Annotated in this window: 22 protein-coding genes; 19 read left to right on the forward strand and 3 right to left on the reverse strand. The window is 37.4% G+C overall.

Annotated features, from left to right (window positions below; translation table 11 throughout):
* Window positions 1-47 precede the first annotated feature (47 nt).
* Window positions 48-581: a nitroreductase family protein gene (locus I6751_RS08500; protein WP_196591057.1), complete on the forward strand. Its 534-nt coding sequence runs from the start codon at window positions 48-50 to the stop codon at window positions 579-581.
* Between the two features lie 48 nt (window positions 582-629).
* On the opposite strand, the gene I6751_RS08505 is transcribed toward I6751_RS08500, so the two are convergent.
* Window positions 630-1,802, reverse strand: a complete 1,173-nt coding sequence (locus I6751_RS08505) for an MFS transporter (protein ID WP_196591058.1) — start codon at window positions 1,800-1,802, stop codon at window positions 630-632.
* Between the two features lie 155 nt (window positions 1,803-1,957).
* On the opposite strand from I6751_RS08505, the gene I6751_RS08510 reads away from it, so the two are divergent.
* From I6751_RS08510 to I6751_RS08550, 9 genes are all read left to right on the forward strand, one after another.
* Window positions 1,958-2,560 carry a TetR/AcrR family transcriptional regulator gene (locus I6751_RS08510; RefSeq protein WP_229711332.1) on the forward strand — a complete coding sequence of 201 codons (603 nt, stop codon included), beginning with the start codon at window positions 1,958-1,960 and terminating at the stop codon, window positions 2,558-2,560.
* 254 nt (window positions 2,561-2,814) lie between these two features.
* Window positions 2,815-3,129 (forward strand): PTS sugar transporter subunit IIB, encoded by a 315-nt coding sequence (locus I6751_RS08515; RefSeq protein WP_196591059.1) that lies wholly within the window; start codon window positions 2,815-2,817, stop codon window positions 3,127-3,129.
* 33 nt (window positions 3,130-3,162) lie between these two features.
* Window positions 3,163-4,437 carry a PTS transporter subunit IIC gene (locus I6751_RS08520; RefSeq protein ID WP_196591060.1) on the forward strand — a complete coding sequence of 425 codons (1,275 nt, stop codon included), beginning with the start codon at window positions 3,163-3,165 and terminating at the stop codon, window positions 4,435-4,437.
* A gap of 20 nt (window positions 4,438-4,457) precedes the next feature.
* On the forward strand, window positions 4,458-4,937 hold the full coding sequence (locus tag I6751_RS08525) for a PTS sugar transporter subunit IIA (RefSeq protein ID WP_229711331.1): 480 nt from the start codon (window positions 4,458-4,460) through the stop codon (window positions 4,935-4,937).
* A gap of 66 nt (window positions 4,938-5,003) precedes the next feature.
* A complete protein-coding gene (locus I6751_RS08530) occupies window positions 5,004-6,035 on the forward strand; it encodes a 2-hydroxyacid dehydrogenase (protein ID WP_196591061.1) in 1,032 nt (343 codons plus the stop codon).
* Between the two features lie 17 nt (window positions 6,036-6,052).
* Entirely contained in the window at window positions 6,053-6,937 is an 885-nt protein-coding gene (locus tag I6751_RS08535) for a class II fructose-bisphosphate aldolase (RefSeq protein WP_196599072.1), read from the forward strand.
* 35 nt (window positions 6,938-6,972) lie between these two features.
* Window positions 6,973-8,013 carry a 2-hydroxyacid dehydrogenase gene (locus tag I6751_RS08540; RefSeq protein WP_182186408.1) on the forward strand — a complete coding sequence of 347 codons (1,041 nt, stop codon included), beginning with the start codon at window positions 6,973-6,975 and terminating at the stop codon, window positions 8,011-8,013.
* A gap of 260 nt (window positions 8,014-8,273) precedes the next feature.
* Window positions 8,274-11,147 (forward strand): sigma 54-interacting transcriptional regulator, encoded by a 2,874-nt coding sequence (locus tag I6751_RS08545; RefSeq protein WP_196591063.1) that lies wholly within the window; start codon window positions 8,274-8,276, stop codon window positions 11,145-11,147.
* A gap of 26 nt (window positions 11,148-11,173) precedes the next feature.
* The gene (locus I6751_RS08550) at window positions 11,174-11,974 is read left to right on the forward strand and encodes a Cof-type HAD-IIB family hydrolase (protein WP_196591064.1); all 801 of its coding nucleotides are present in this window, start codon (window positions 11,174-11,176) and stop codon (window positions 11,972-11,974) included.
* A gap of 321 nt (window positions 11,975-12,295) precedes the next feature.
* Here I6751_RS08550 and trpS read toward each other — a convergent pair whose 3' ends face one another.
* On the reverse strand, window positions 12,296-13,381 hold the full coding sequence (trpS, locus tag I6751_RS08555) for a tryptophan--tRNA ligase (protein WP_196591065.1): 1,086 nt from the start codon (window positions 13,379-13,381) through the stop codon (window positions 12,296-12,298).
* 160 nt (window positions 13,382-13,541) lie between these two features.
* On the opposite strand from trpS, the gene I6751_RS08560 reads away from it, so the two are divergent.
* Window positions 13,542-13,946 carry a thioesterase family protein gene (locus I6751_RS08560; RefSeq protein WP_196591066.1) on the forward strand — a complete coding sequence of 135 codons (405 nt, stop codon included), beginning with the start codon at window positions 13,542-13,544 and terminating at the stop codon, window positions 13,944-13,946.
* A 204-nt stretch (window positions 13,947-14,150) separates the two neighbouring features.
* Window positions 14,151-16,172 carry a methyl-accepting chemotaxis protein gene (locus I6751_RS08565; protein ID WP_196591067.1) on the forward strand — a complete coding sequence of 674 codons (2,022 nt, stop codon included), beginning with the start codon at window positions 14,151-14,153 and terminating at the stop codon, window positions 16,170-16,172.
* Window positions 16,173-16,183: 11 nt separating this feature from the next.
* Here the strand turns inward: I6751_RS08565 and I6751_RS08570 are convergent, their stop codons facing one another.
* Window positions 16,184-17,032 (reverse strand): AraC family transcriptional regulator, encoded by an 849-nt coding sequence (locus I6751_RS08570; protein ID WP_196591068.1) that lies wholly within the window; start codon window positions 17,030-17,032, stop codon window positions 16,184-16,186.
* 132 nt (window positions 17,033-17,164) lie between these two features.
* On the opposite strand from I6751_RS08570, the gene I6751_RS08575 reads away from it, so the two are divergent.
* The 7 genes from I6751_RS08575 (at window position 17,165) to I6751_RS08605 (ending at window position 22,662) form a co-directional block, all read left to right on the forward strand.
* Window positions 17,165-17,584 (forward strand): hypothetical protein, encoded by a 420-nt coding sequence (locus tag I6751_RS08575; RefSeq protein WP_196591069.1) that lies wholly within the window; start codon window positions 17,165-17,167, stop codon window positions 17,582-17,584.
* Window positions 17,585-17,866: 282 nt separating this feature from the next.
* Window positions 17,867-18,526: an L-serine ammonia-lyase, iron-sulfur-dependent subunit beta gene (gene sdaAB, locus I6751_RS08580; RefSeq protein WP_196591070.1), complete on the forward strand. Its 660-nt coding sequence runs from the start codon at window positions 17,867-17,869 to the stop codon at window positions 18,524-18,526.
* 46 nt (window positions 18,527-18,572) lie between these two features.
* Complete coding sequence (sdaAA, locus tag I6751_RS08585) at window positions 18,573-19,445, forward strand: L-serine ammonia-lyase, iron-sulfur-dependent, subunit alpha (protein WP_196591071.1); 873 nt, start codon at window positions 18,573-18,575, stop codon at window positions 19,443-19,445.
* Window positions 19,446-19,492: 47 nt separating this feature from the next.
* On the forward strand, window positions 19,493-20,473 hold the full coding sequence (gene cbiB / locus I6751_RS08590) for an adenosylcobinamide-phosphate synthase CbiB (protein WP_182186394.1): 981 nt from the start codon (window positions 19,493-19,495) through the stop codon (window positions 20,471-20,473).
* 16 nt (window positions 20,474-20,489) lie between these two features.
* On the forward strand, window positions 20,490-21,023 hold the full coding sequence (gene cobO / locus I6751_RS08595) for a cob(I)yrinic acid a,c-diamide adenosyltransferase (protein ID WP_182186392.1): 534 nt from the start codon (window positions 20,490-20,492) through the stop codon (window positions 21,021-21,023).
* A 29-nt stretch (window positions 21,024-21,052) separates the two neighbouring features.
* Window positions 21,053-21,925 carry an ABC transporter ATP-binding protein gene (locus I6751_RS08600; RefSeq protein ID WP_182186391.1) on the forward strand — a complete coding sequence of 291 codons (873 nt, stop codon included), beginning with the start codon at window positions 21,053-21,055 and terminating at the stop codon, window positions 21,923-21,925.
* Complete coding sequence (locus tag I6751_RS08605; RefSeq protein ID WP_182186389.1) at window positions 21,925-22,662, forward strand: ABC transporter permease; 738 nt, start codon at window positions 21,925-21,927, stop codon at window positions 22,660-22,662. The genes I6751_RS08600 and I6751_RS08605 overlap by 1 nt, the downstream gene beginning before the upstream one ends.
* The last annotated feature ends 58 nt before the right edge of the window (window positions 22,663-22,720 follow it).

The raw sequence follows: 22,720 nt of genomic DNA on the forward strand, positions 1-22,720 counted from the left end.
ATGACTGCGGGATTTTTATAAACAATTCTTGAAAAGAAGGTGCTATTATGTTGAAGGAAATTAAGGAACGCAGGAGTATCCGCAAATATTTGGCTAAAGATGTCCCAGACGAATTGATAAGACAATTACTGGAAAGTGCACAATATGCCCCATCAGGTAGTAATACCCAACCATGGCGTTTTTTAATTGTACGTAATCAGACCAAAAAGGAACAAATTACCATGGCTGATCATGATCAGAAATGGATGCTTAGCGCACCTGTTTTTATTGTCTGTGCAGCTGATATAAGTGCTCGCTTATCACAGACGACAAAATTAGATGAATATTGTCCTCTGCCTGAACTTAAACTTATTATCCGCGATACGGCAATTGCTATTGAACATATTGTGCTGGAAGCGGATCATTTGGGTCTGGGTACTTGTTGGACGGGGTGGTTTGACCAGGCAGAAATGCAAAAAGCTGTCGGCGCTGCTGCTGATTTATACATTTGTGCAGTTCTTACCGTAGGTTATTCTGCAGAAAACCCATCAATGAGACCGCGCAAAAATTTGACTGAATTTGTTTCTTATGAAAATTGGTAATAATTGGTAATAAAATGAGAGTTTTTTCTAAATGCCGCAGTTATTGCCTTAGGACTTTTCGGTTAAATAATACAGAAAGGCAATAAAGCTTATCATAGCACCGATACTGGCTGTCATGAACCAGCTGCCATATGAGTAAGACCAGCTGCCGAGTAGAGACCCGACAGCACCGCCGATAAAAAAAATTGCCATAAAAATTCCGTTGACCCGGCCGCGCACTTTGTCACCGAGTGAATAAATAATTCTTTGACTTAATACCAGATTACCGGAAACTGACATATCAAGTGTTATAGCGCAAATTATCAACACGAATAAAGATAAAATGGAAAAATCCATAAACATTAATGTTAATAGAAATGACAGGGTTGCTGTTATCACAGCGGCACCGGTCAAGGGTTTTGTCATTTTTCTATCAGCAAGCCGGCCGGCAATGGGGGCGGCAACAGCCCCAGCTACGCCAACAAAAGAGAATATGGCAACGCCATGTTGTGATAGACCAAAATTATCCGCTAACCACAAAGGTACGGCTGTCCAAAATAGGCTGAATGCTCCGAACAGACATGTTTGGTAAAAAGCCCGACGGCGTAAAATAGCTGTAGTAGACACTATCTGCCATAAAGAATAGATTAATTCACCGTAAGCTGCACCAGAAACAGGCTGACGTTTTGGCAAAACTTTTAATAATAGCAGCCATAATATTGATGTTAATACAGCAGAAAAGAGGAAGACTGCTTGCCAGCCCCACGTTCCTGCAATTATACCAGAAACAGGTCTTGCCAACATTATACCAAGCAGTAATCCGCTCATAACTTTACCGACAGTAGCACCACGATGCTGCTCATCTGATAAATACGCAGAATATGGGACTAAGATTTGTGTGGCAGTGGTGCCGAGCCCGATAAATATGGAGGCTGATAAAAAGACAGCGGCATTTTTGCTGATAATCGAAGCAATAAGGGCTAAAACAGCAATTATTAAAGTAATAAGAACTAAACGGCGATTTTCGACAAGATCAAGCAGTGGAACGAGAAAAATTAGTCCGAACACATAACCTATCTGTGTAAAGGTAACTGTTAGCCCGGATAGTGCCAATGGCAGATTTACTGCAGAACCTATTGTAGCTATTAAAGGCTGGGCATAATAAAGATTTGCTACTATTACGCCGCAAGCGATAGCTAGAATGCTTGTAATATACGAAGATACTGGTTTGCTGTTGATCATATAAACTCCTTCTTTCTATTATATAAAAACTATACGTTTAGTTTTTATTATACAAATTATAAACTAAACGTATAGTTTTGTAAATAGAAAAAAATGTATTTTTTTATTATATTTAGTATAATAGATATATATTTTTATATATAGGGGGAATATTTTTGGAAATTTTAAAGAAACGGGGACGGCCAAGAAACAAGGAAACAGAGCAGGCGATTTTAGATGCCGGATATAAGCTGTTATTAGAAAAAGGTTTTGTTAATATAACTGTTGATAAAATAGCTGAAAAAGCAGGTGTGAGTAAGGCTACAATATATAAATGGTGGCCCAACAAAGCTGCTGTTGTAATGGATGGTTTTTTGTCCAGGTCGATAATAAAACTACCTATGCCGAATACGGGTTCAGTTATTACAGATATTACCACTCAGGCACTTAATTTAAGCCGTTTTTTATTGAGCGATGAGGGGAAAGTACTCAATGAACTTATTGCCGAGGGACAGTTTGATGACCAGATAGCTGAAGAGTATCGGCGGCGTTATTTTACACCACGCAGAATAAAAGCCAGGCAAATATTAGAACGTGGTGTTAAACGAGGTGAATTATCTATTGATACGGATTTGGAATTGTGCATAGATCTGATCTTTGGACCGTTGTTTTATCGACTGCTTATAACAGGTGATAAAATAACTGAGGCATATATAAAAAAAGTTGTTGATTATACATTTAATAAAATTCTTATTATAAAAAAACAAGAGACCGTTTAGTAAATGGTCCCTTGTTTTTTTATATATCATCATTTAAGTGAAATAAATTCTGGTATATTTGTAATTTTTACCGATCGGTACGGTATAGATTATAAAAGTTTTGTAAAGTAAAATGAAATTTATGTAATTACAAAAAAATCTTAAAATTTACAACTAAGTAATTAATATGGGTGCAAGGCAAAATTTTTGTAGTTGGCACGTGATTTGCTCTTTATAATATCAGATTCACAAAATAAAAGAGGGGATGATTCAAAATGGGAAAAAAAGTAAAAATTCTTTGTTGTTGTGGTGCAGGAATTTGTACATCTAATTATTTAAGGGAGGAAATAGAAGATCGCTTAAAAGAAGAAGGCCTTAGTAAGGATGTAGTGGTTAATTTATGCCGAGTTACAGATGTGGAAGAAACTATTACCGGCGGAAATATTGATTTACTGGTTACAACTGTTGAAATGAAGAATGATTATCCGGTTCCTATGATTAGGGCGCTGGGAATTATGCTGGACGAAGCTGCGGCTAAGAAAGCCTTGGATGAAATAATGGATAATGTGCGTAAGATAATGGCACAATAAATTAAAAAATAAGGCAGATAGAGGTGATTAAACATGGAATTTGTAGACAGCATTACTAAAGCATTATCAACGTTTTTTGGATTTGATTCATCGGTAACAATAGTAGGTATTATACTCATTGTTTCATTGTTGGTGCGTGTGGAATTTAAAAAAGCCATTTTAGGAGCCTTAAAGGTATCTATTGGATTGACAGGATTATTTTTGGTCGTAAATCTGATTCAGACAGCTATGGTACAGCCAATTCTAAATATTATTTCCTTATATGGAATTAATAAAAGCGTCGTAGATATCGGCTGGGGATGTTTGGGATATGCTTTTGGCAACACTTACGGATACTTTGGGGTTTTTGTTTTTTTGATATTAAATGTTTTACTTGTTTCAATTCGTTTTACCCAGACTTTATATGTGGATGTTTTTAATACATGGCGGGCAATGCTGCTTGCTGGTCTGGTAGGAGTTGTCAGCGGTAGTTTTTGGATAGCGACATTAGCGGTTATTATCTTTTTAATAATTGATGTTAAGGCGGCAGATATTGCTGCACCATATATCGAAAAAATCAATAACTTTCCTCCTGGTGGTTCTTGGCCGCACGGTACGCATTTTTCGTTTCAGGCATGTATTGCTATTCCCATTGAATACGTGTTAAAGAGAATTCCGGTAATCAAGGATGCAGCTTTCAATGCGGAAACGATACAGGAAAAGTTTGGCGTCCTTGGTGAAACAACCGTCATGGGAGCGGTACTGGGGATAATAATCGGAGCTTTTAGTCAAATAGGTGTTATGCCGTCGTTGTTATTAGGAGTAAAAATGGCGGCTGCATTCTTACTTTTACCTCGTATGGCTTCTATTCTTGTAGAAGGTTGGTTTCCAATTATAAAAGCGGCACGTAAAATTTTAGTAGGGAAAATGCATAGAGATGATGTCAGAATCGCGCTTGACTGTTCCACGGTTATAGGACATTCTGCCGTAGTGCCGACAACATTAATTATGTATCCGCTGGCTTTGCTCATTTCTGTTTTGCTGCCTGGAAATCAAATGATTGCATCAGTTAGTCTTATTATTGTCTTGTGGGAAAGTGCAGCTGTAAATGCGATTACTGAGGGCAATATTCTACACAATATTATTATTTTGTCAATAATAATATCATTATTCTGCTGGGGTGCAACCATAATGGCCGGACCGATGACACAACTGGCGGGAAGTTTGGGATATGATGTTTCAAAAGGAGCCTTGTCAGCATGGGATGCCACAGGCACACCGGCTTTGGTCATAGTGTATAAGTTATTTTCATGGGCATTTGGTTTTTAATCGTTTAAGGGGATGAGAATATGAGTAGTGCAAGTGAAATGGAAGATGTATTTTATGATGCAGCAATATTGAATTCAGTAAAAACAAAAGAAGATGTCATAACTTTTTTGTCGGATTATTTATTTGATAAAGGCTATGTTAATAAAAATTATCGCAAAGCTACATTGGAACGCGAAATTAATTATCCGACCGGGCTTGCAACTAAACCGACAGGTATTGCAGTACCACATTCCAATCCGGAAAATGTATTAAAAGAGGCTATTATAGCAGCTGTAATTCCTGAGACAGTAAAATTTGCGGAAATGGGTAATAATAAGTCTGTCATAGATGTTGGAATAGTGTTTTTATTGGCATTAAAAGGCGAAAATAATCATCTTAATTATTTGAAAAATATTGTTAATTACTTTAAACAACAGAAGAATGTTATCAGTTTTCATGCCAGCAGATCCAAATCGCAAATAAAAACAGTGCTGGTGAAAGATATATTAAAAATAGTTTAGTCTTATCGGAAAAATAAATGAAGTGACAACTGTCGTCTACTTTTTAATTTGGAAGGAGTAAATCAGATGAAAATTATTGGAATAGGAGATTTACTTATACCTTCTCAATATATAATGGAAGGTTTTAATGTTTTCAAACAGGCAGGTGCGGAATTGGCAGCTATCGACTGGTATTTAAAAAATCAGGAAGAATTACAAAATATTAACTTACAGATAGAAAAGTATGGTAGTGAGTCATATGCACTGCCCGATGATTTAATTCAGCAAATTAAAGATGCCGACATTATTATTACGCAGTTTTGTCCGATAAATAAACGTGTAATATCCGCCTGTACACATCTTAAAGCAATAGGTGTTTTGCGCGGGGGGTACGAAAATATAAATTTAGAATGGGCAAATAAAAATAATATTCTGGTTTATAATACCCCGGGAAGAAATTCTTCAGCAGTAGCTGATTTTACAGTTGGAATGCTTATTGCCGAATGCCGGAATATAGCTAAAAGTCATTTGAATCTGAAAAACGGAGACTGGATACGGGAGTATACCAATAAAAAATACGTGCCGGATCTACCGGGTAAGACAGCGGGTATTATCGGGCTTGGACAGATAGGCAGGAAAGTTGCAAAACGTTTACATGGCTTTGACATGAAAATATTAGGCTATGATCCTTTTGCTGATAATATTCCTGCCTATATCAAAATCACTGACTTGAAAAATTTAGTACAAGAATCAGATTTTTTACTTTTACACAGTCGTTTGTCGGCGCAGACACACCACTTGATAGATTCTGAAATGTTAGGATTAATGAAATCCACGGCATATTTGATAAATACCGCCCGTTCAGGACTAATTGATGAAGATGCACTGTATGTGGCATTAAAAGATAGAAAAATTGCCGGAGCGGCGCTTGATGTATTTAATGTCGAGCCACTGCCGGCAGGATGTGCATTAATTGATTTACCAAATGTAACGATAACACCGCATTTGGCCGGAAGCACGACAGATGCATTTTTCCAGTCACCGCATTTGTTGGCTGAAGAGATGCTGCCTTTTCTATCAGGCAATATTGCATCTGATTGTATCGTAAATAATAAATGAATAGTGGAGGGATATTGATGTCATTAGTAAGTTTGAAGGAAGTACTTAATGATGCACGTAAAAATAAGTACGCTGTGGGAGCGTTTGATGTAAGCAATATTGAGATGGCAATTGCTGTGGTGGAAGTAGCGGAAGAAAAAAAGTCACCAGTTATCTTAATGGGTTTATGCCTTGATTTGCAAGGAGACAGACTGGATTACTGGTTGTATAGTCTTAGAAAAATAGCACAGAAAGCATCTGTTCCGGTATGTATTCATCTTGACCATGCTATTGATTTGGAATTTATAAAAAAATGTGTGAATACCGGTTTTTCATCTGTAATGATTGACGGTTCAATGCTGCCATTACAGGAAAATATTGATAAAACAAAATATGTAGTTGATTATGCGCATAAATTTAATGTCAGTGTAGAGGCTGAATTAGGACATGTGGGTGATGGTATAGTAGGAAATAGTGAAATAGGAGCACCGGCTAAAAATACATTTGACAATCCGGAGGATTCTCTAACACGTCCTGATGAACTTAAACATTTTATTGATGCTACAGGAGTTGACTGTGTAGCAGTTGCTGTAGGTACTGCGCATGGAATATATGTGTATAAACCCAAAATACACTTTGACAGATTAAAAATGTTGAATGAAATTTCTACAGTTCCAATGGTAATGCATGGCGGTTCGGGAACACCTGATGAATTAATAAAGAAATCGGTGCAGAATGGCATATGCAAATTAAACATATTTTCCGAGATGCTCACAGCTTTTTATGGAACATTAAAAGAAGAATTAAATACAGCTAAACATTTGGCTATCTGGCCGCATAATGCCAATGAGAAACCGATTGCTGCATTGAAAAAAGTAGTTGCAGCTAAAATAGATTTAGTAGGATCAGCAGATAAAGCTTGACTTTTAAAGATGAAGATGTATGGGGAGAGATAAAAATGACTAAAACAAAAATACTTTGTGTTGCAGATGGTGGTATTACTAGAGATCTGATGCAGCAAATGCATGAGCTGGAACAATATAATGCAGATGTGACAATCATTGAGGACAAAGAAATGTATGCAATGGGTCCGATAACGGACCGGATGCTTTTGATAGAACACAATGGTGTGGATGCCGCACCAACTTGCAGGGAACTGCTTGAAAATTGTGCGGATAAAGATATTTTAGTAGTTCATGTGGCAAGTATTAATAAAGAAATAATAAATGCCTGTAAAAATCTAAAAGTCGCAGCTGTATTGCGGGGCGGTTATGAAAATGCTGATGTGGCTGCTTTAACAGAAAAAAATATTAAATTAATAAACGCACCGTGGCGAAGCGCCAATGCAGTGGCTGATTTTACGGTGGGGATGATGATAGCTGAAAATAAAAACATTGCCCGCAGCCATAAACTTATTTTTGAAGGTAAATGGTGTAAAAAGTATGTAAATCAGGAATATATACATGATATGCGTGCAATGACAGCCGGGATCATTGGTTTCGGTTATATCGGCCAGAGAGTGGCTGAACGCTTAAAGGGATTCGGTACAAAAGTAGTCGTTTATGATCCGTATATTGATAAAAGCAAGTTTGCCAATAGCGGTGTAGAATTTATGGAATTGGATCAATTGCTGGAAACAGCAGATTTTGTCAGTGTGCATTTACGTCTGTCAGAAAAAACACATCATTTTATTGGAGCAGAAGAATTACAAAAGATGAAGAAAACAGCATATCTTATCAACACAGCACGTTCCGGGTTGGTAGATACGGCGGCGTTAGTGACATCTCTGCGTAACAAGGACATTGGGGGAGCTGCAATTGATGTTTATGATGAAGAACCCCTGCCTAAAAATCATCCGTATTTGCAGTTAAATAATATTACCTTGACATCTCATTTAGCGGGAACTTCATGTGATACTATGAAAAATTCTGTGGAAATCGGGGTGGAGGATCTTAAACGTTATTTAACAGGAAAATCAATGTTGAACGTACGCAACTAATCGATGCTGATATCAGATCATAAAAAAATTGGTTAATAAAATTATTTTTACTTATTGATAGTGGCAGCGAATGATTATTTAATTGTGGGAATGGCAAGGTTTAATTTATTAATACCTTGCTTTTTCTGCTAATATAAGAAATTAATATTTTAGAATATGCTTTAGTTTTGACTTAGTTTAGTTTAAAATAATAGCAATAATATCTTGCCGGAGCATAAATTGGAAAATAGAATGATAATTAGTAAAAAGGAGCATATAGAGTGACTGTAACGTTAAAGGATAAAATTACAGCGTTAATTAATGCTGAAGATAAAAAAAATCCTCTTACAGATGAACAATTAGCAGTGCAATTATCTATTTTACGTGAAACTGTCACCGGGGTAAGAAAAGAACTTAAAATACCGAATTCACGTACAAGAAAAAGAGAAATAGTAAAGACTGTTGTAAGTAAAATAATGGCAGAAAAACCAGATATAAGTATTGGCGGACTTGTAAATAAACTGGAAGAATCAGGGATATGTATATCAAGAACATATGTAACGGAATTAATAAATGAATTAAAAGATATGCAAAAGGAAAATACAGAAAAATCGTCAGAGAAACAAAAAAATAATATATTTTCAAAATTAATCGGTTATGATGGAAGTTTGTTAAAAAACATAAAGCAGGGACAGGCAGCTATTTTGTATCCTCCTTTGGGACTGCCTACGCTTATTGTAGGCGAAAGCGGGACTGGAAAAACATTATTTGCAGAATATATGTATAAATATGCAGTTGATCAAAAAGTGTTAAAAGAAAATGCACCGTTTATGTTATTTAATTGTGCTGATTATAGTGATAATCCGCAGTTATTGGTTTCTATATTGTATGGGTATAAAAAAGGGGCATTTACAGGTGCTGATAAGGATACGGAAGGTATAGTGGAAAAAGCCGATAATGGTATGCTTTTTTTGGATGAAATTCATCGTTTACCACCAAAAGGACAGGAAATGTTGTTTTCAATTTTGGACAGAGGAAAATTCAGACGCATGGGTGAAGTGGAAGTGGAAAGGACCACTCATATATATTTTATCGGAGCGACTACAGAGAATATAGAATCATCACTGCTGCTGACTTTTAGAAGAAGAATACCGATGATTATTGAACTGCCTACGTTGGAAGACAGATCGCTGCATGAGAAAATAAAGTTGATTCATGGTTTTTTTCAACAAGAAGCTAACAGGATAAATTATAAAATATTAGTTAAGGCAAAAATAATGGAGGCTTTTGTTTTTAAGAAATACTCAGGAAATATTGGACAGTTGAAAAGTGAAATTCAAGTAACTTGTGCTAACGCCTACGTGGATAAAATCAATAATAAAAGAGAAGAAATATATATAGGATTTAATGAAGTGTTATATCAAAAATTTTTTTATGATATAAATACGCAGAAAAATACGATAAGATTCAATGATGCCTTATTTATTCCTAATGATGACGAAATTGAGGATTCAATGCTCACAGTTAAAAACCAGTATTCATTGCCACGTGACATATATGAAACCATTGAGAATAAATATTATGAATTAAAGAAAAACAACGTAAATGTTGAAGAAACAGAAAAAATAATATGGGATTTTTTGCTGGGGTACTTTAATAAAATAAGTTTGGATTCACAAGATAAAAATTTATCATCATTAGACGATCTAAAATATCTTTTTGATTCCTCAATAATACAATTATTGAAAGATTTTAAAGATTTGGTTAAAAATATTTATCCAGATAGGAAAATAAATGAAAAGGTATTGATTTATCTGGCGATACATTTAGAAGAAGCGGTAAAAAGAATAAAATTCAATCAGGAAATAATGAACCCCAATCTTATTTATATCAAGGAAAATTTTACAGATGAATTTGATTTAGCTGGTAAATTGGCGCAGAAATTGGCACAAAGTAAGTCGATTGAGGTGCCCGAAGGCGAAACCGGTTTTATAGCAATATATATACACGAATTGTTAAAGCTGCCGGATAAAAAAAATCGTATAGCTATAATTACTATTTCTCATGGTAAAGTGGCCTCGGAAATGATAAATGTTGTAAAAAAAATGCTGAATGTTGATTTCCCCATAGCAATAGATATGCCACTGGATGTTAATCCAATAAAAATATTTGAACAGGTGGTAGAGGTGGCAAAATCACTAAATGCAGACGAAGGGATACTTTTCTTCGTTGACATGGGATCATTGGTTACCATTGGGGAAATCGTTCACAGCAGAACCGGGATACAAACAAGAACTATTGACAGGGTAGACCTTATTTCTGTCATAGAAGCAGTGCGTAAAGCTGATGCCTCGGAAGAATCACTTGATAATATATATTATGATATTATTAATTCAAAGCATGACTATTCATTGGTGACAGTAGAAAATTCCAATAAACCACCGGCGTTTGTCAGTATGTGTCTTACAGGCCATGGGGTAGCATTGACAATAAAAGATACCTTAGCGCGCTACTATGCTAAGGTAAAAATCATTCCGATGAGTATAATGGATGATAATGTAAAAGAAAAAATTGATAATATAAAACATCAGTATAATATAATAGCTGTTGTCGGAACAATTAATCCTAAGATAAAGGGATTGAATTTCATACCTTATGACAATGACTTTGGTAAAGATAAACGAATGTTTTTGGACTATTTATTACAGGAAAATAATGGCGGTTTGATGCATACACTGATAAAAAAAGAATTTATATTGTTGGAAGTAGAATGTACGTCGAAAAAAGAAATAATTAACATGTTGGGAAAGCTTCTATTTAATAAGGGGTTTGTGAAATTTGAATATATAGACTCCGTGTCAGGCCGGGAAAAGATGAGCAGCACCTATTTTAGAAATGCAGTCGCATTGCCGCATGGATTACCTTCATTTGTAAGTAAATCAATTATCGTTTTTGCAAGATTGAAAAAGAAAGTAGTCTGGGATAAAAATGGAAATGAAGCTCAATTGATATGTTTACCAGCAATAAAAAGTGAGGATGTAGATGCTGTAAATAAGCTGTTTAGGATTCTCAAACAAAAAGAAAAGGTCGATAAATTGCTGCATGTGCAGCAACAACAGGAATTTTTGGAAGAATTGAGCAATATATACGAATAATTTGTGAAATGTCAGGGAGAATGCATATGGCAGTAAAATTAATTGTAAGTGATTTGGATGGGACTCTTTTAAACAGCAGGAAAACTGTAAGTGACGCAACGGCGCAAATATTGCAAAAAGCTTCACAAATGGGAATATATACCTCGATAGCAACGGGAAGAATGCATACCTGTGCGGCTTTTTTCGGTAAAAAAATCGACAGCAAGGTGCCAGTGATATCCTGTAATGGCGGTATGATGCGTACTGTTGATACAAATGAATTGATTTATGAAAAATACGTAGATGACTGTGTCGGAGAAGAAATCTTAGCGTTCCTTTTTGCAAATAAAGTATACTGCAGCTGGTATATAGGAATGAAAAATATTGCCCCGTATTTTTCTTGGTCAATGTTTCCCGATTATACAACTGTAGTTCCGTTTAATTTTATTGAAACAGGAAATGACTATAAAAAATACGCCCATAAAATAACACAGTTTATTTTGCGTGATAATGAAAAACTACCTCTAAGCATATTGGATTCATTAAATGAAAAATTTGGTAAATATGTGTCTTTTCAGCAAAATACTCAATATACGATAGATATTACGCCGTTAGCCACCACTAAAGCTACTGGACTGCAATCATTAGCCGGATATCTCGGCGTTAAACCGGCAGAGGTAATGGTGCTGGGGGATGGCAGTAATGATTTGGAAATGTTTGAATATGCAGGTATCGCTGTCGCCATGGGAAATGCTGACAACAGTGTCAAGGAAAGGGCAACTTTTATAACAGCAGATTGTGATAATAACGGTGTAGCCGAGGCAATAGAAAAAGTATTGGAAATTTAAGTCTTTATTTGCAGTCTTTTTTCGGCAGTCAATATATTCATATTACGGCAGGGATAAATAAATATGAAAGTAAAATATCGCTGCCGGATGCGGAATATTGATATTGTAAGAGTACAGGTCTTTAATTTGTTTTTTGCAAAAAAATAAGGGGCTGTCGCATGAACAACATTGACCTCATAAGGATGCAATCCACCGCCGCTGTGTGGTTCCCCGCCCTTTTAAGGGCGGACGAAAGGAACAGATGCATATTATGAATGAAAATGGCTGCGTGTGACAACCTCTTCAACATGAGCAAAAATTTATGTTAATAAATAATATGATTTATCTTTGAAAGCGTTTTACTTGTTCTTTTATAAGTTCATCATCATCAAAATAATTTATTTTCATGGCGCTTTTCACTGCTTTCAAAGTCTGGGCAGCAACTGCGCGTGCTTTTTGGCTGCCATCTTGCAGCATTTTATATATGGCAGGAATATTTTTCTCAAGTTCAGTACGGCGTTTCTTTATCGGCTCAAGATATTCCATTAATATGGCATAAAGGAATTTTTTTACCTTAACATCACCCAGACCACCGCGCTGGTAATGAGTCTTTAATTCGTCCAGATTGTCATAATCTGGCAGATAGCGTTTGAAATGTTCTGCAGTGCAGAAAGCGTCAAGATAGGTAAAAACAGTGTTGCCGGTGATTTTTCCCGGATCACTGAGACGTATATGGTCAGGATCGGTATACATATTCATTACCTTTTTTTTGATTTCATCGGCGGTTTCTGATAAATAAATGCAGTTGCCGATAGATTTGCTCATTTTTGCTTTCCCATCAATACCGGGCAGACGCTGGCATACCTCATTGCTGGGTAAAAGTATATCCGGTTCAGTTAAAGCTTTACCATAAGTGCTATTGAATTTGCGAACTATTTCTCTGGTTTGCTCAAGCATCGGCACTTGGTCTTCGCCTCCCGGGACGGTTGTAGCCTGGAAAGCTGTTATATCTGCAGCCTGACTGATGGGATAGGTAAAAAATCCGACAGGGATGCTGGCTTCGAAATTTCTTGACTGAATTTCTGCTTTCACTGTAGGATTACGCTGCAAGCGTGAAACTGTTACCAAATTCATGTAATAAGCACATAATTCCGGTAGTTGAGGAATTTGTGATTGTATAAAAATTGTCGATTTTTCCGGGTCAAGACCGCAAGCCAGATAATCAAGTGCAACTTCAATTATATTTTGTCGTATTTTTTCCGGATTATCAGCATTATCAGTGAGAGCCTGGGCATCAGCAATCATAATGAATATTTTATCGTATGTACCTGAATTTTGTAATTTTACACGTTCCCGCAAAGAACCGACATAATGGCCTATATGCAATCTTCCGGTAGGACGATCTCCCGTTAAGATAATTTTTGCCACGCATATTCCTCCAATTGGATATATAATAGTATATATTAAAACTATATCTATTATAGCAGTTTTTATTGTATAGTAATAGAAAAAGATTCCTGTCGCAATAATGCAGGAGGGGAAAATTTATACAAAAAGCTGCGGTAATGATAAAAAGAGGGGTAATCATATGGAAGTAACTGAAAAGGTCAAAGTCGGTATGGTAAAAAAGGTAAGCAGTATTGTGGATAAGAATAATACTGCTTTGGCAATGAAAAGCGGGACTCTTGAAGTTTATGCGACACCGGCTATGACTGCATTGATGGAGCAGGCCGCAGCGGAACTGTTGCAAACAGTTTTACCGGAAGGCTGGACTTCGGTAGGAATAGCGATGTCCGTTGCTCATACCAGTGCGTCACCAGTGGGAATGAAGGTCAAGGCCGAAGCTAAAGTTATTGCTGTTGACAGACGTAAAGTATCTTATGAAGTGGTTGCTTTTGATGAGGTCGGTGAAATAGGCAAGGGCAGTCATGAAAGATTTGCTGTGGAAAAGGAAAAATTTTTACAAAAAGCTGCCAGTAAAAAAAATAATTAATATGATAATACTGTTGGTATAAAATACTGCTGTCATAATGTCAATTATGACAGCAGTATTTTTGTTATATAATAAATAGTAATGGATGACAATAGAAAAATTATATATAATTATCGTTAGAAATTATGAAGGATAATGGAAACTGCAATTGAATATATTTATTATTTAATAAATTGGTTTAATTTAACAGGAGACGATATTAGAATGGCACTGAACAGTGTGAGAAAAAAATTTTTAGCAATTTTATTACCGCTTTTTATTATCAGTTTTGTTGTAATAGCAGGATTGATTTATTATATGGCAGGTAAAATGCTAAATGAAAGTAATGAAAGTATTGCCCAGAATATCAGCCAGCAAGTGTCTTCCAGTATCGAAGCAGAAGTCAGTAAAACGCTGCTTCCGTTAAAAACGGGAAGCCATAATGCGGTTTTTGCTGAACCGGGGAATGAGGCGGCAAAATTGCAGGCTCTGGCAGAAATAAAGGCAGATGATTCTTCTCTTGCAGAGACTTTTTACGTGGATTTAAACGGGAATGCTCTGCGCGGCGATGGCACATATTTGAAACGGGGCGACCGGGAATATTTTAAAAAAGCTGTAGAAACTAAAAAGCCCTATATTGCCGAACCATTTATGGGATCAACTACCAAAAAATTAATGACAATGGTTGTCCAACCAATAATGGTGAATAATGAACTTCGCGGAGTACTTATGGGGTCAGTAAATATAGAAGAATTGGCAAGAAATATTGATAAATTTAAACTATCGGCCAGCGGCTACACGTATATTACTGACGGACGAGGAATGGTGATCGGTTTTGCCCAAAAACCTGAACTTGAAGGCAAATTAAATGTTGCAGGAGAAAAATCCAGTGCCGATAATGGTGAAAAAATAGATGCTGTTTTTGCAAGTACCTTTAAAGAGGCTATGGAGATGAATGCGCAAAAACAGGTATATTTTAATGACACAGATGGAGAAAAATTGTATGCAATTATAACACCTTTTGAGTTGGCAGGTAACACTTGGACTGTTGTGACGGTCGCACCGGTAAAAGAAATAAATGCACCGGTATATACTTTGCTAAAATCAATAGCAGGAATTGTTGCTATTATTTTGGTGATGGTTGTTTTAGTTATTTTCCGTTTTTCTAAAAATATATCCACAGCGTTATCAATATTGCTCAACGAATGCAACCAGATAAATAAAGGGATTATTTTTGATACGAAATGTGCAATGAAACGTGATGATGAAATCGGTAAATTGGCTGAAGGCTTCAGTATTATGAAGCAGACATTACGTAATTTGGTAAAAATGATACAAGTTGAAGCCGAACAGGTATCGGCATCCAGTGAGGAACTTACAGCCAATTCTGATCAGTATTCAAAAATAGCAGAACAGACTGCAGAATCGGTCAATGAAATTGCGCAGGGAAGTGAAGCACAATCAACATCAGCACATAAGATATCTGATATGTCATCCGGGTTAGCTGCAATTGCTGCTTCAATAGCGGAAAAAACAAAAAATATAGCCGATAATGCGGTTGCAGCTAAAAATAATGTAAATAATAACAGTGTTGTTATGACAAAAGTTGTCGCACAGATGAATGATATTGCTAAAAATACAGAACAAGTAGAAACTTCGATACAAAAATTGGATACTAGTTCGCAAAAAATCGGTGATATATTAAAATTAATTATCAGCATATCAGAAGAAACTAATTTACTGGCACTTAATGCGGCCATTGAAGCTGCCCGTGCCGGTGAGGCGGGAAAAGGATTTGCCGTGGTAGCAGAACAAGTCAGGAAACTTGCAGAAGGAACAGCAACTTCTACTCAACAGATAACACAGTTGATAGAGGATAATCAGGCAGATATCAAAGTGGTTGTGGAAGCCAGCCACAGCGGGGGGATAAGTGTCAACAGTGGGATTGATGCAGTTAAATCGGCCAATACCGTATTTGATACAACAGTAAAGAGTATCGATTCATTAGCACAGGAAATATTGGAAGTGGCTGGATATATTGAAAAGATGTCGGATAAGACTGATGTGATGCTTAAGGCAAGTGTTGATATTAATAATGTCAGTGAACAAAGTGCCCAGGAAACAGAAAGCGTGGCGGCAGCAATAGAAGAACAGTCGGCATCAGTAAAGGAGATAGCGGCAGCCAGCCATAATTTGTCGCAATTGGCATGCGATTTACAGGAAAAAGTGCAGAATTTTAAAATATAGATACTAAGCTGTCAATGCTTAAAAAAATTGTTATTACGGTACTGCGTGGGTGTTTGATGAAATAATTCTTTGAAGGCCCGGGAAAATGTGGAGTAATCACGAAAACCGCAGTCAAAACATATTTTGGTGAGAGAAATGTCAGATGATAGCAAAGTACGAGCCTGTAATAAACGTTTATTGGAAATATACTGATGGATGCTGTAACCGGTGGCGTCTTTGAAACGGCGCATCATATGATATTTGCTCATGAAAAATTTCGTTGATAAAGTGTCAATTGTCAATTCTTCTGACAAATTGTCATTGATATATTTTAAAAGCGGTAAAATTTTCTTATCATAAACGGCTACATGTATCTCATCAAGCTCGTGGCTGAGCAGGGATCTGTTTAATAGTATCATAAATTCAATAAATAATATTTCAGTATAAAGATTATTAGCAAAATCATTTTGGCGGGCTGTATGCTCAAGCTTTTCCATATGATAAAGCAGATCATGGCTTTTGCCGGGGGTTAAATGCATAACACTGGAACTGCTGCGGGCCAGGGTAAAACAGTTAGCTAAATCTTCTTGCTGCCGTGTGTATTTTTGTAAAAAATCCGGAGCAACATATATTACTATCCGATCATAGGGAATGTTGGAATCAGCTATTGGGCGGTGAATTTCACCGGCACTGACAAAAATTATATCATGCGGTATTAATGGGTATGACTTGCCTTCTATTATATAATCGACTTTGCCACTGATAAACAAGATAATCTTGTGAAAGTCGTGATAGTGAAAGGGTACGGGAGCTAAACGGTCTTTAAGGCGAAAGACTTTAAATTCCGGAATTAGATACCCTTTTTTTTCATAATTTTCCATGGAAGTGTTCTCCTTAACCAAATATCTATTGAAATATTATAAAGCATTTTTTGCAATATAAAAAGCATATTTAGCATTTTAACTGTATATGATGCCTGATATACTAATACTAATGAAAGGCGGAGGCGATATATGATGCATGTGGTTATGAATTTTCTATATGGAGATATTGAATATATGGTATACGAAGCGGTTGATTATATGCCGGGATCGGCAAGCATGGAATTGCTTTGCAGTCGTAAATATGGTATTGGTGCCGACCGTATGCTGATTTTTACTGATGCACATACTGAACCGTCCTTTCGGGTATTCACAGCCGCGGGGGAAGAAGTAGCTGCGGTTGAACAGGATTTTTTGGTTTTTGCCTATTATTTGCGGCAGCAGAATGTACCGGGGAATGCTGCTGAAATTGTCAGAGTTTTAGGTGATCAGACATTGATTAAAGTTAAAAATATCGAGAAGGATTTATCGACGATAGAAATACATTTAACTGACAATTTTTGCGAAAAGATGCGTAAATTAGATAAAAAAAATAGTAATTTAGCTTGCTGACCTGATTAGAATACAGACCATGACCATTTTTTATGGCAGTTTTCTAATTTTACAATATTATAATATTTAAAGACAGCCTGTTATTATGCAAGATAGCAGGCTGTCTTTGTGTCTATAATCGGATATCTGCATGGATATAAATATTAAATCGTAGCAATGTGCTTATAAGATAACCATAAATGAAATCCTTGCGTGAGATAAAGTAGTTGTATGATAAACAAGAAAGCATATGGTATAATAAAAGCAATTTGATATATTGTAGTGCTTAATCGGGAGGATGACATGGGAGTATTTGATATAATTGGTCCGGTAATGATCGGACCATCAAGTTCTCATACTGCTGGTGCGGCCAGGATCGGTCTGCTGGCACGTCATATTTTAAAATCTGAGCCGACTGCGGTAAAAATAATATTTTATGGTTCGTTTGCTAAAACTTACCGCGGACATGGTACGGATAGAGCAATAGTAGCCGGACTATTAGGGTATGGTGCGGACAATCCGGCGATAAGAAATGCTTTTTCTCTTGCTGCTGAAAAAAAACTGCCCGTGAATATCGAAACATCTGAAAAAGAAATGCTGCATCCTAATACGGTAAAACTGGAACTTACGGGAATTGATGGGAAAAAGATGGAAATTGTCGGGGTGTCATTAGGCGGCGGTAAAGTATCAATATGTGAAATTAATGGTTTTGCTGCTGATGTACGCGGTGAAGAATATACACTTTTGATGGTTTATAATGATCAAAGAGGTGTAGTGGCTGTGGTTTCATCGTTACTATCGGAAAAAGATATCAACATTTCCCGGATGAGAGTTTTTCGTAAGGGTAAACATCAAGAAGCGGTAATGATAATTGATACCGATAGTGAAGTACCGGATGATGTGGTGCAAAAAATAAATTCATTGGAGATAATGAGTGTCGTGATAGCTATTGATCCGCTTTGAAAAAATGTTGCATAATAAGATAATTGAATTGCAGGTGGAATAATAGATGTTCGAATATGGAACATTGGCTGACTTGCTGGCATTGGCGCAGCAGCATGATATGTCTGTTGCACAGGTAGTTTTGCAGCGTGAAGCTGAAGAATATGAGATTACTAAAGCAGAAGTAATAGAAAAAATGCAGATGAGAATTAAGGTATGTGCTGATTCAGTTAAAGAGGGACTTTATGATCAACGGTTGTCAATGAGCGGCATGGTGGGAAGAGATGCTGAAAAAATTGAGCATATGGATCCGCTTTTATTGGGAAATATCGGACACCGGGCGTTGCTATACGCATTGGCAGTGAGTGAAGGAAATGCTAAAATGCATAAAATTGTTGCCTGCCCGACAGCGGGTTCGTGCGGTATTGTACCGGCTGCCGTTTTTGCCGTCGGTGAAGCTAAAGGGGCAAACCAGGAAAGATATTGCAATGCTTTTTTTACTGCGGCAGGGATAGGAAATGTTATTGCCAAAAACGCTTGTATAGCAGGAGCTGTTGGTGGATGTCAGGCTGAATGCGGCACGGCTGCAGCAATGGCAGCAGCGGCTGTGGTGGATATATTGGGAGGCAGCAGTGAACAATTGATGCAGGCAGCAACACTGGCTTTGAAAAATACTTTGGGACTTGTTTGTGATCCGGTGGCAGAATTAGTAGAAGTACCTTGTGTAAAACGTAATGGATTTTATGCGGTACACGCACTGACTGCAGCAGAAATGGCTATGGCCGGAGTGAAGAGTGTCATACCGCCGGATGAAGTTGTTACTGCTATGTATGAAATTGGCCGGATGATGCCGGTAGCCTTAAGGGAAACATCAGAAGGCGGACTTGCCAAGACGCCCACAGCAAGAACCATACAAAAAAAATTACAACATATGAGTTAGAAAATATTTGTCGACAAGAATAAGATGCAACGGGGGTAGATGACGGTATGGTACCGGCAATAATAGCAATATCCGCCTTTATAATAGATACAATTATTGGTGATCCGGATAGCAAATTCCATCCTGTAGCATTGATGGGGAAAGGTATAGCAGGACTCGAACATATATTGCGGCGTGATAAGAATAATAAATGGTTGAATTTAATAATGGGAATGATATTTTCTTTGGTATTATTGGCTGCATCTTACGCTATTACCTGGGGAATATTATGGGGCATGGAGAAATTTGCTCTTAATTGGTGGCTCAGGCTTATGGTCGAGGCATTGCTGCTAAGTTTTATGATTTCACCAAAAGCGCTCATGCAGGCTGGTGAGGGTGTAATTAACAGTTTATTGCACGATGATATAGAAATGGCTCGACGGAAAGTACACTATATCGTCGGACGGGATGTCGATGCAATGGAAGAACCGGAACTGGTGAGAGCAACAGTTGAAACAATTGCAGAAAATACTACTGATGGGATAATTGCGCCATTGTTTTATTTTTTTATCGGCGGGCTGCCATGGGCGGTTTTGTACCGAATGGCCAATACATTGGATTCAATGGTCGGTTATAAGAATGATAAGTATTTTTATTTTGGTAAGGCTTCAGCGCGTATTGATGACGCGCTCAATCTTGTTCCGGCTCGTTTAACCGGTGTTTTAATGATAGTGGCCGCAGCCATTTTACATTTTGACTATAAAAATGCTTGGAAAATGATGAAGCGCGATGCCAAGAAACATCCGAGTCCCAACGGCGGCTTCACAGAAGCGGCTATGGCCGGGGCTCTTGATATAAGACTGGGCGGGCAAAATTTTTATTTTGGACAGCCGCATTTTCGTGCTTACATGGGAGATATTTGTGAGCGTCTGTGCTCAAGACATATTATTTCTGCTATACAAATAATGTATACGACTACTGTATTGTTTATTGCACTGGTAATAGTACTATTGCCTGTTGTGCCGGCATGGTGGCATAATGGCCTTTGATACTGGGAGGGAAAATATGGATACGAAAGGGCTTGTCATAGTTAATACGGGCAATGGCAAGGGGAAAACGACCGCGGCTTTAGGACTGGCAATAAGAGCCTGGGGAGAAAATATGCGAGTGCTGATAATTCAATTTATCAAAGGCGGCTGGCGATACGGAGAACTCAATACTCTGCAGGCACTGCCGGGAGAACGGATAAAGATAATACAGATGGGGGAAGGTTTTACTCATAAAGATACCGGAGTAGAGCAAAAAGAACATATAAAAGCTGCCCGAACGGCTTGGCAAAAAGCATTGGAGGAAGAAACCAGCGGTGAATGGGATATGCTGATTCTCGATGAAATAAATTATGCAGTAAAGTTTAATTTGTTGACAGAAGAAGATGTATTGCAGCTTATTTCTAAAAAACCGGCGAAATTGCACTTAGTATTGACAGGACGTGATGCGCGGGATAGTATAATTGCCGAAGCCGATTTGGTGACTGAGATGAAAGAAATAAAACATCCTTATGCAAAAGGAATAAAGGCACAAAAGGGTATTGAGTTTTAGTGTCGGTATAATGAAGAGAGGGATGCTTATTGCTGTGTCTTGAAGGTGTTAGGAAAGTTTTTCCCTATAAAAATGCTGCGGGAAAAGATGATCTTAAAGTGGCTGTTGCCGGATTGGATCTGCAAATCAATAAAGGGGAAATTTTTGGATTGCTGGGACCAAATGGTGCGGGCAAAACGACTATTATACGGATGCTCACTTTGCTGACTAAGCCGACGGCAGGAAAAATATATTATGATGATTTAGATACGGCGATTGCTGCCAAACAGATAAAGCAATTAATTGGTGTTGTTCCACAACATATAAATTTTGATCAGGACTTGACAGTGGGAGAAAATATGCAGCTGCATGGGCGGCTGCACCATATACCTGCTAAGAAAAGGAAAATTATAATAGATAAGCTGCTGAATTACGTTGAACTGACTGATCGGATTAATGATAATGTACGGGCATTATCAGGTGGTATGAAACGGCGTCTGCTGATTGTGCGGGCACTTATGCATGAGCCGGACATATTGTTCCTGGATGAACCGACTGTCGCTCTTGATCCTCAGGTACGCCGGCGCATCTGGGATTTAATAAGGAAGATGCAGCGTAGTGGTGTAACTATAGTTTTGACTACTCATTACATTGAAGAGGCCGAAGCTTTGTGTGACAGAGTTGCGATAATGAATAAGGGGAGACTTATAGCACTTGATACTCCGCAGGCTTTACAGCAAAAAATTGGCAGTTATGTGGTTGAATGGGATAATGAAAAGACGGAACGTGAGTTTAAGATATTTCACAGCAAAGATGAAGCAAAAACTTTTGCCGATAATCTTTTTCAAGAAAATATATTGCGCCGTCATGCTAATTTAGAGGATGTATTTGTTGAGCTGACAGGAAGAAGGGTGAATAAGTGATGCTGTATGACATTATTACGGCTTTTTGGCGTGATTGGATAGTATTAAAACGTCGTATGATAAAATTTATCTTGAGCCGTATGGTAGCACCGATTCTTTATCTGGTGGCATTTGGCTGGGGACTTGGCCGCAGTATCACGACTGGTGGCGGGGCATACATTAACTTTCTGGTGCCCGGGATACTGGCCTTGAATTCGATGAATATTTCCTTTAACAGTTTAACATCACTGCATGGTGAACGAGTTTATCATAAGAGTATTGAAGAATATTTTACGGCACCGATAAATCCATTGTCATTTGCTATTGGGAAAATATTGGCAGCTATATTACGGGGAATGATTTCTTCAGCAATTATAATAATATTGGCATATGCTTTTGGTGCTGATTTTACAATAACGCCGCTGTTTTTGCTGGTGTTGATATTAAACTGTGCGATATTTGCTGAAATTGGTTTTTATGCGGCGATGACCATTGCTTCATATGAAGACATGGGAAGATTTAATACATATATTTTGTTACCGATGTCTTTTTTATGCGGAACGTTTTTCTCTCCGGATAAACTGCCCACAGCATTTTATTATTTTGTGCATATACTGCCATTGACACATACAAGTCTTTTGCTGCGGGGAATTGGCAGCGGAGGAGTGCCAAATATGATATCAGTAGCCGTTTTACTGTTTTATGTGATTACTTGTTTCAGTTTGTGCGTTTATGTGACAAAAAAAGCGCAGGAATAATCGACCTGAAGGATGAGATTTTGCGTTATAATTTTATCTATTGAATATAATTGTGAGG

This window comes from Pectinatus frisingensis, assembly GCF_015732285.1.
Taxonomy (GTDB): domain Bacteria; phylum Bacillota; class Negativicutes; order Selenomonadales; family Selenomonadaceae; genus Pectinatus; species Pectinatus frisingensis.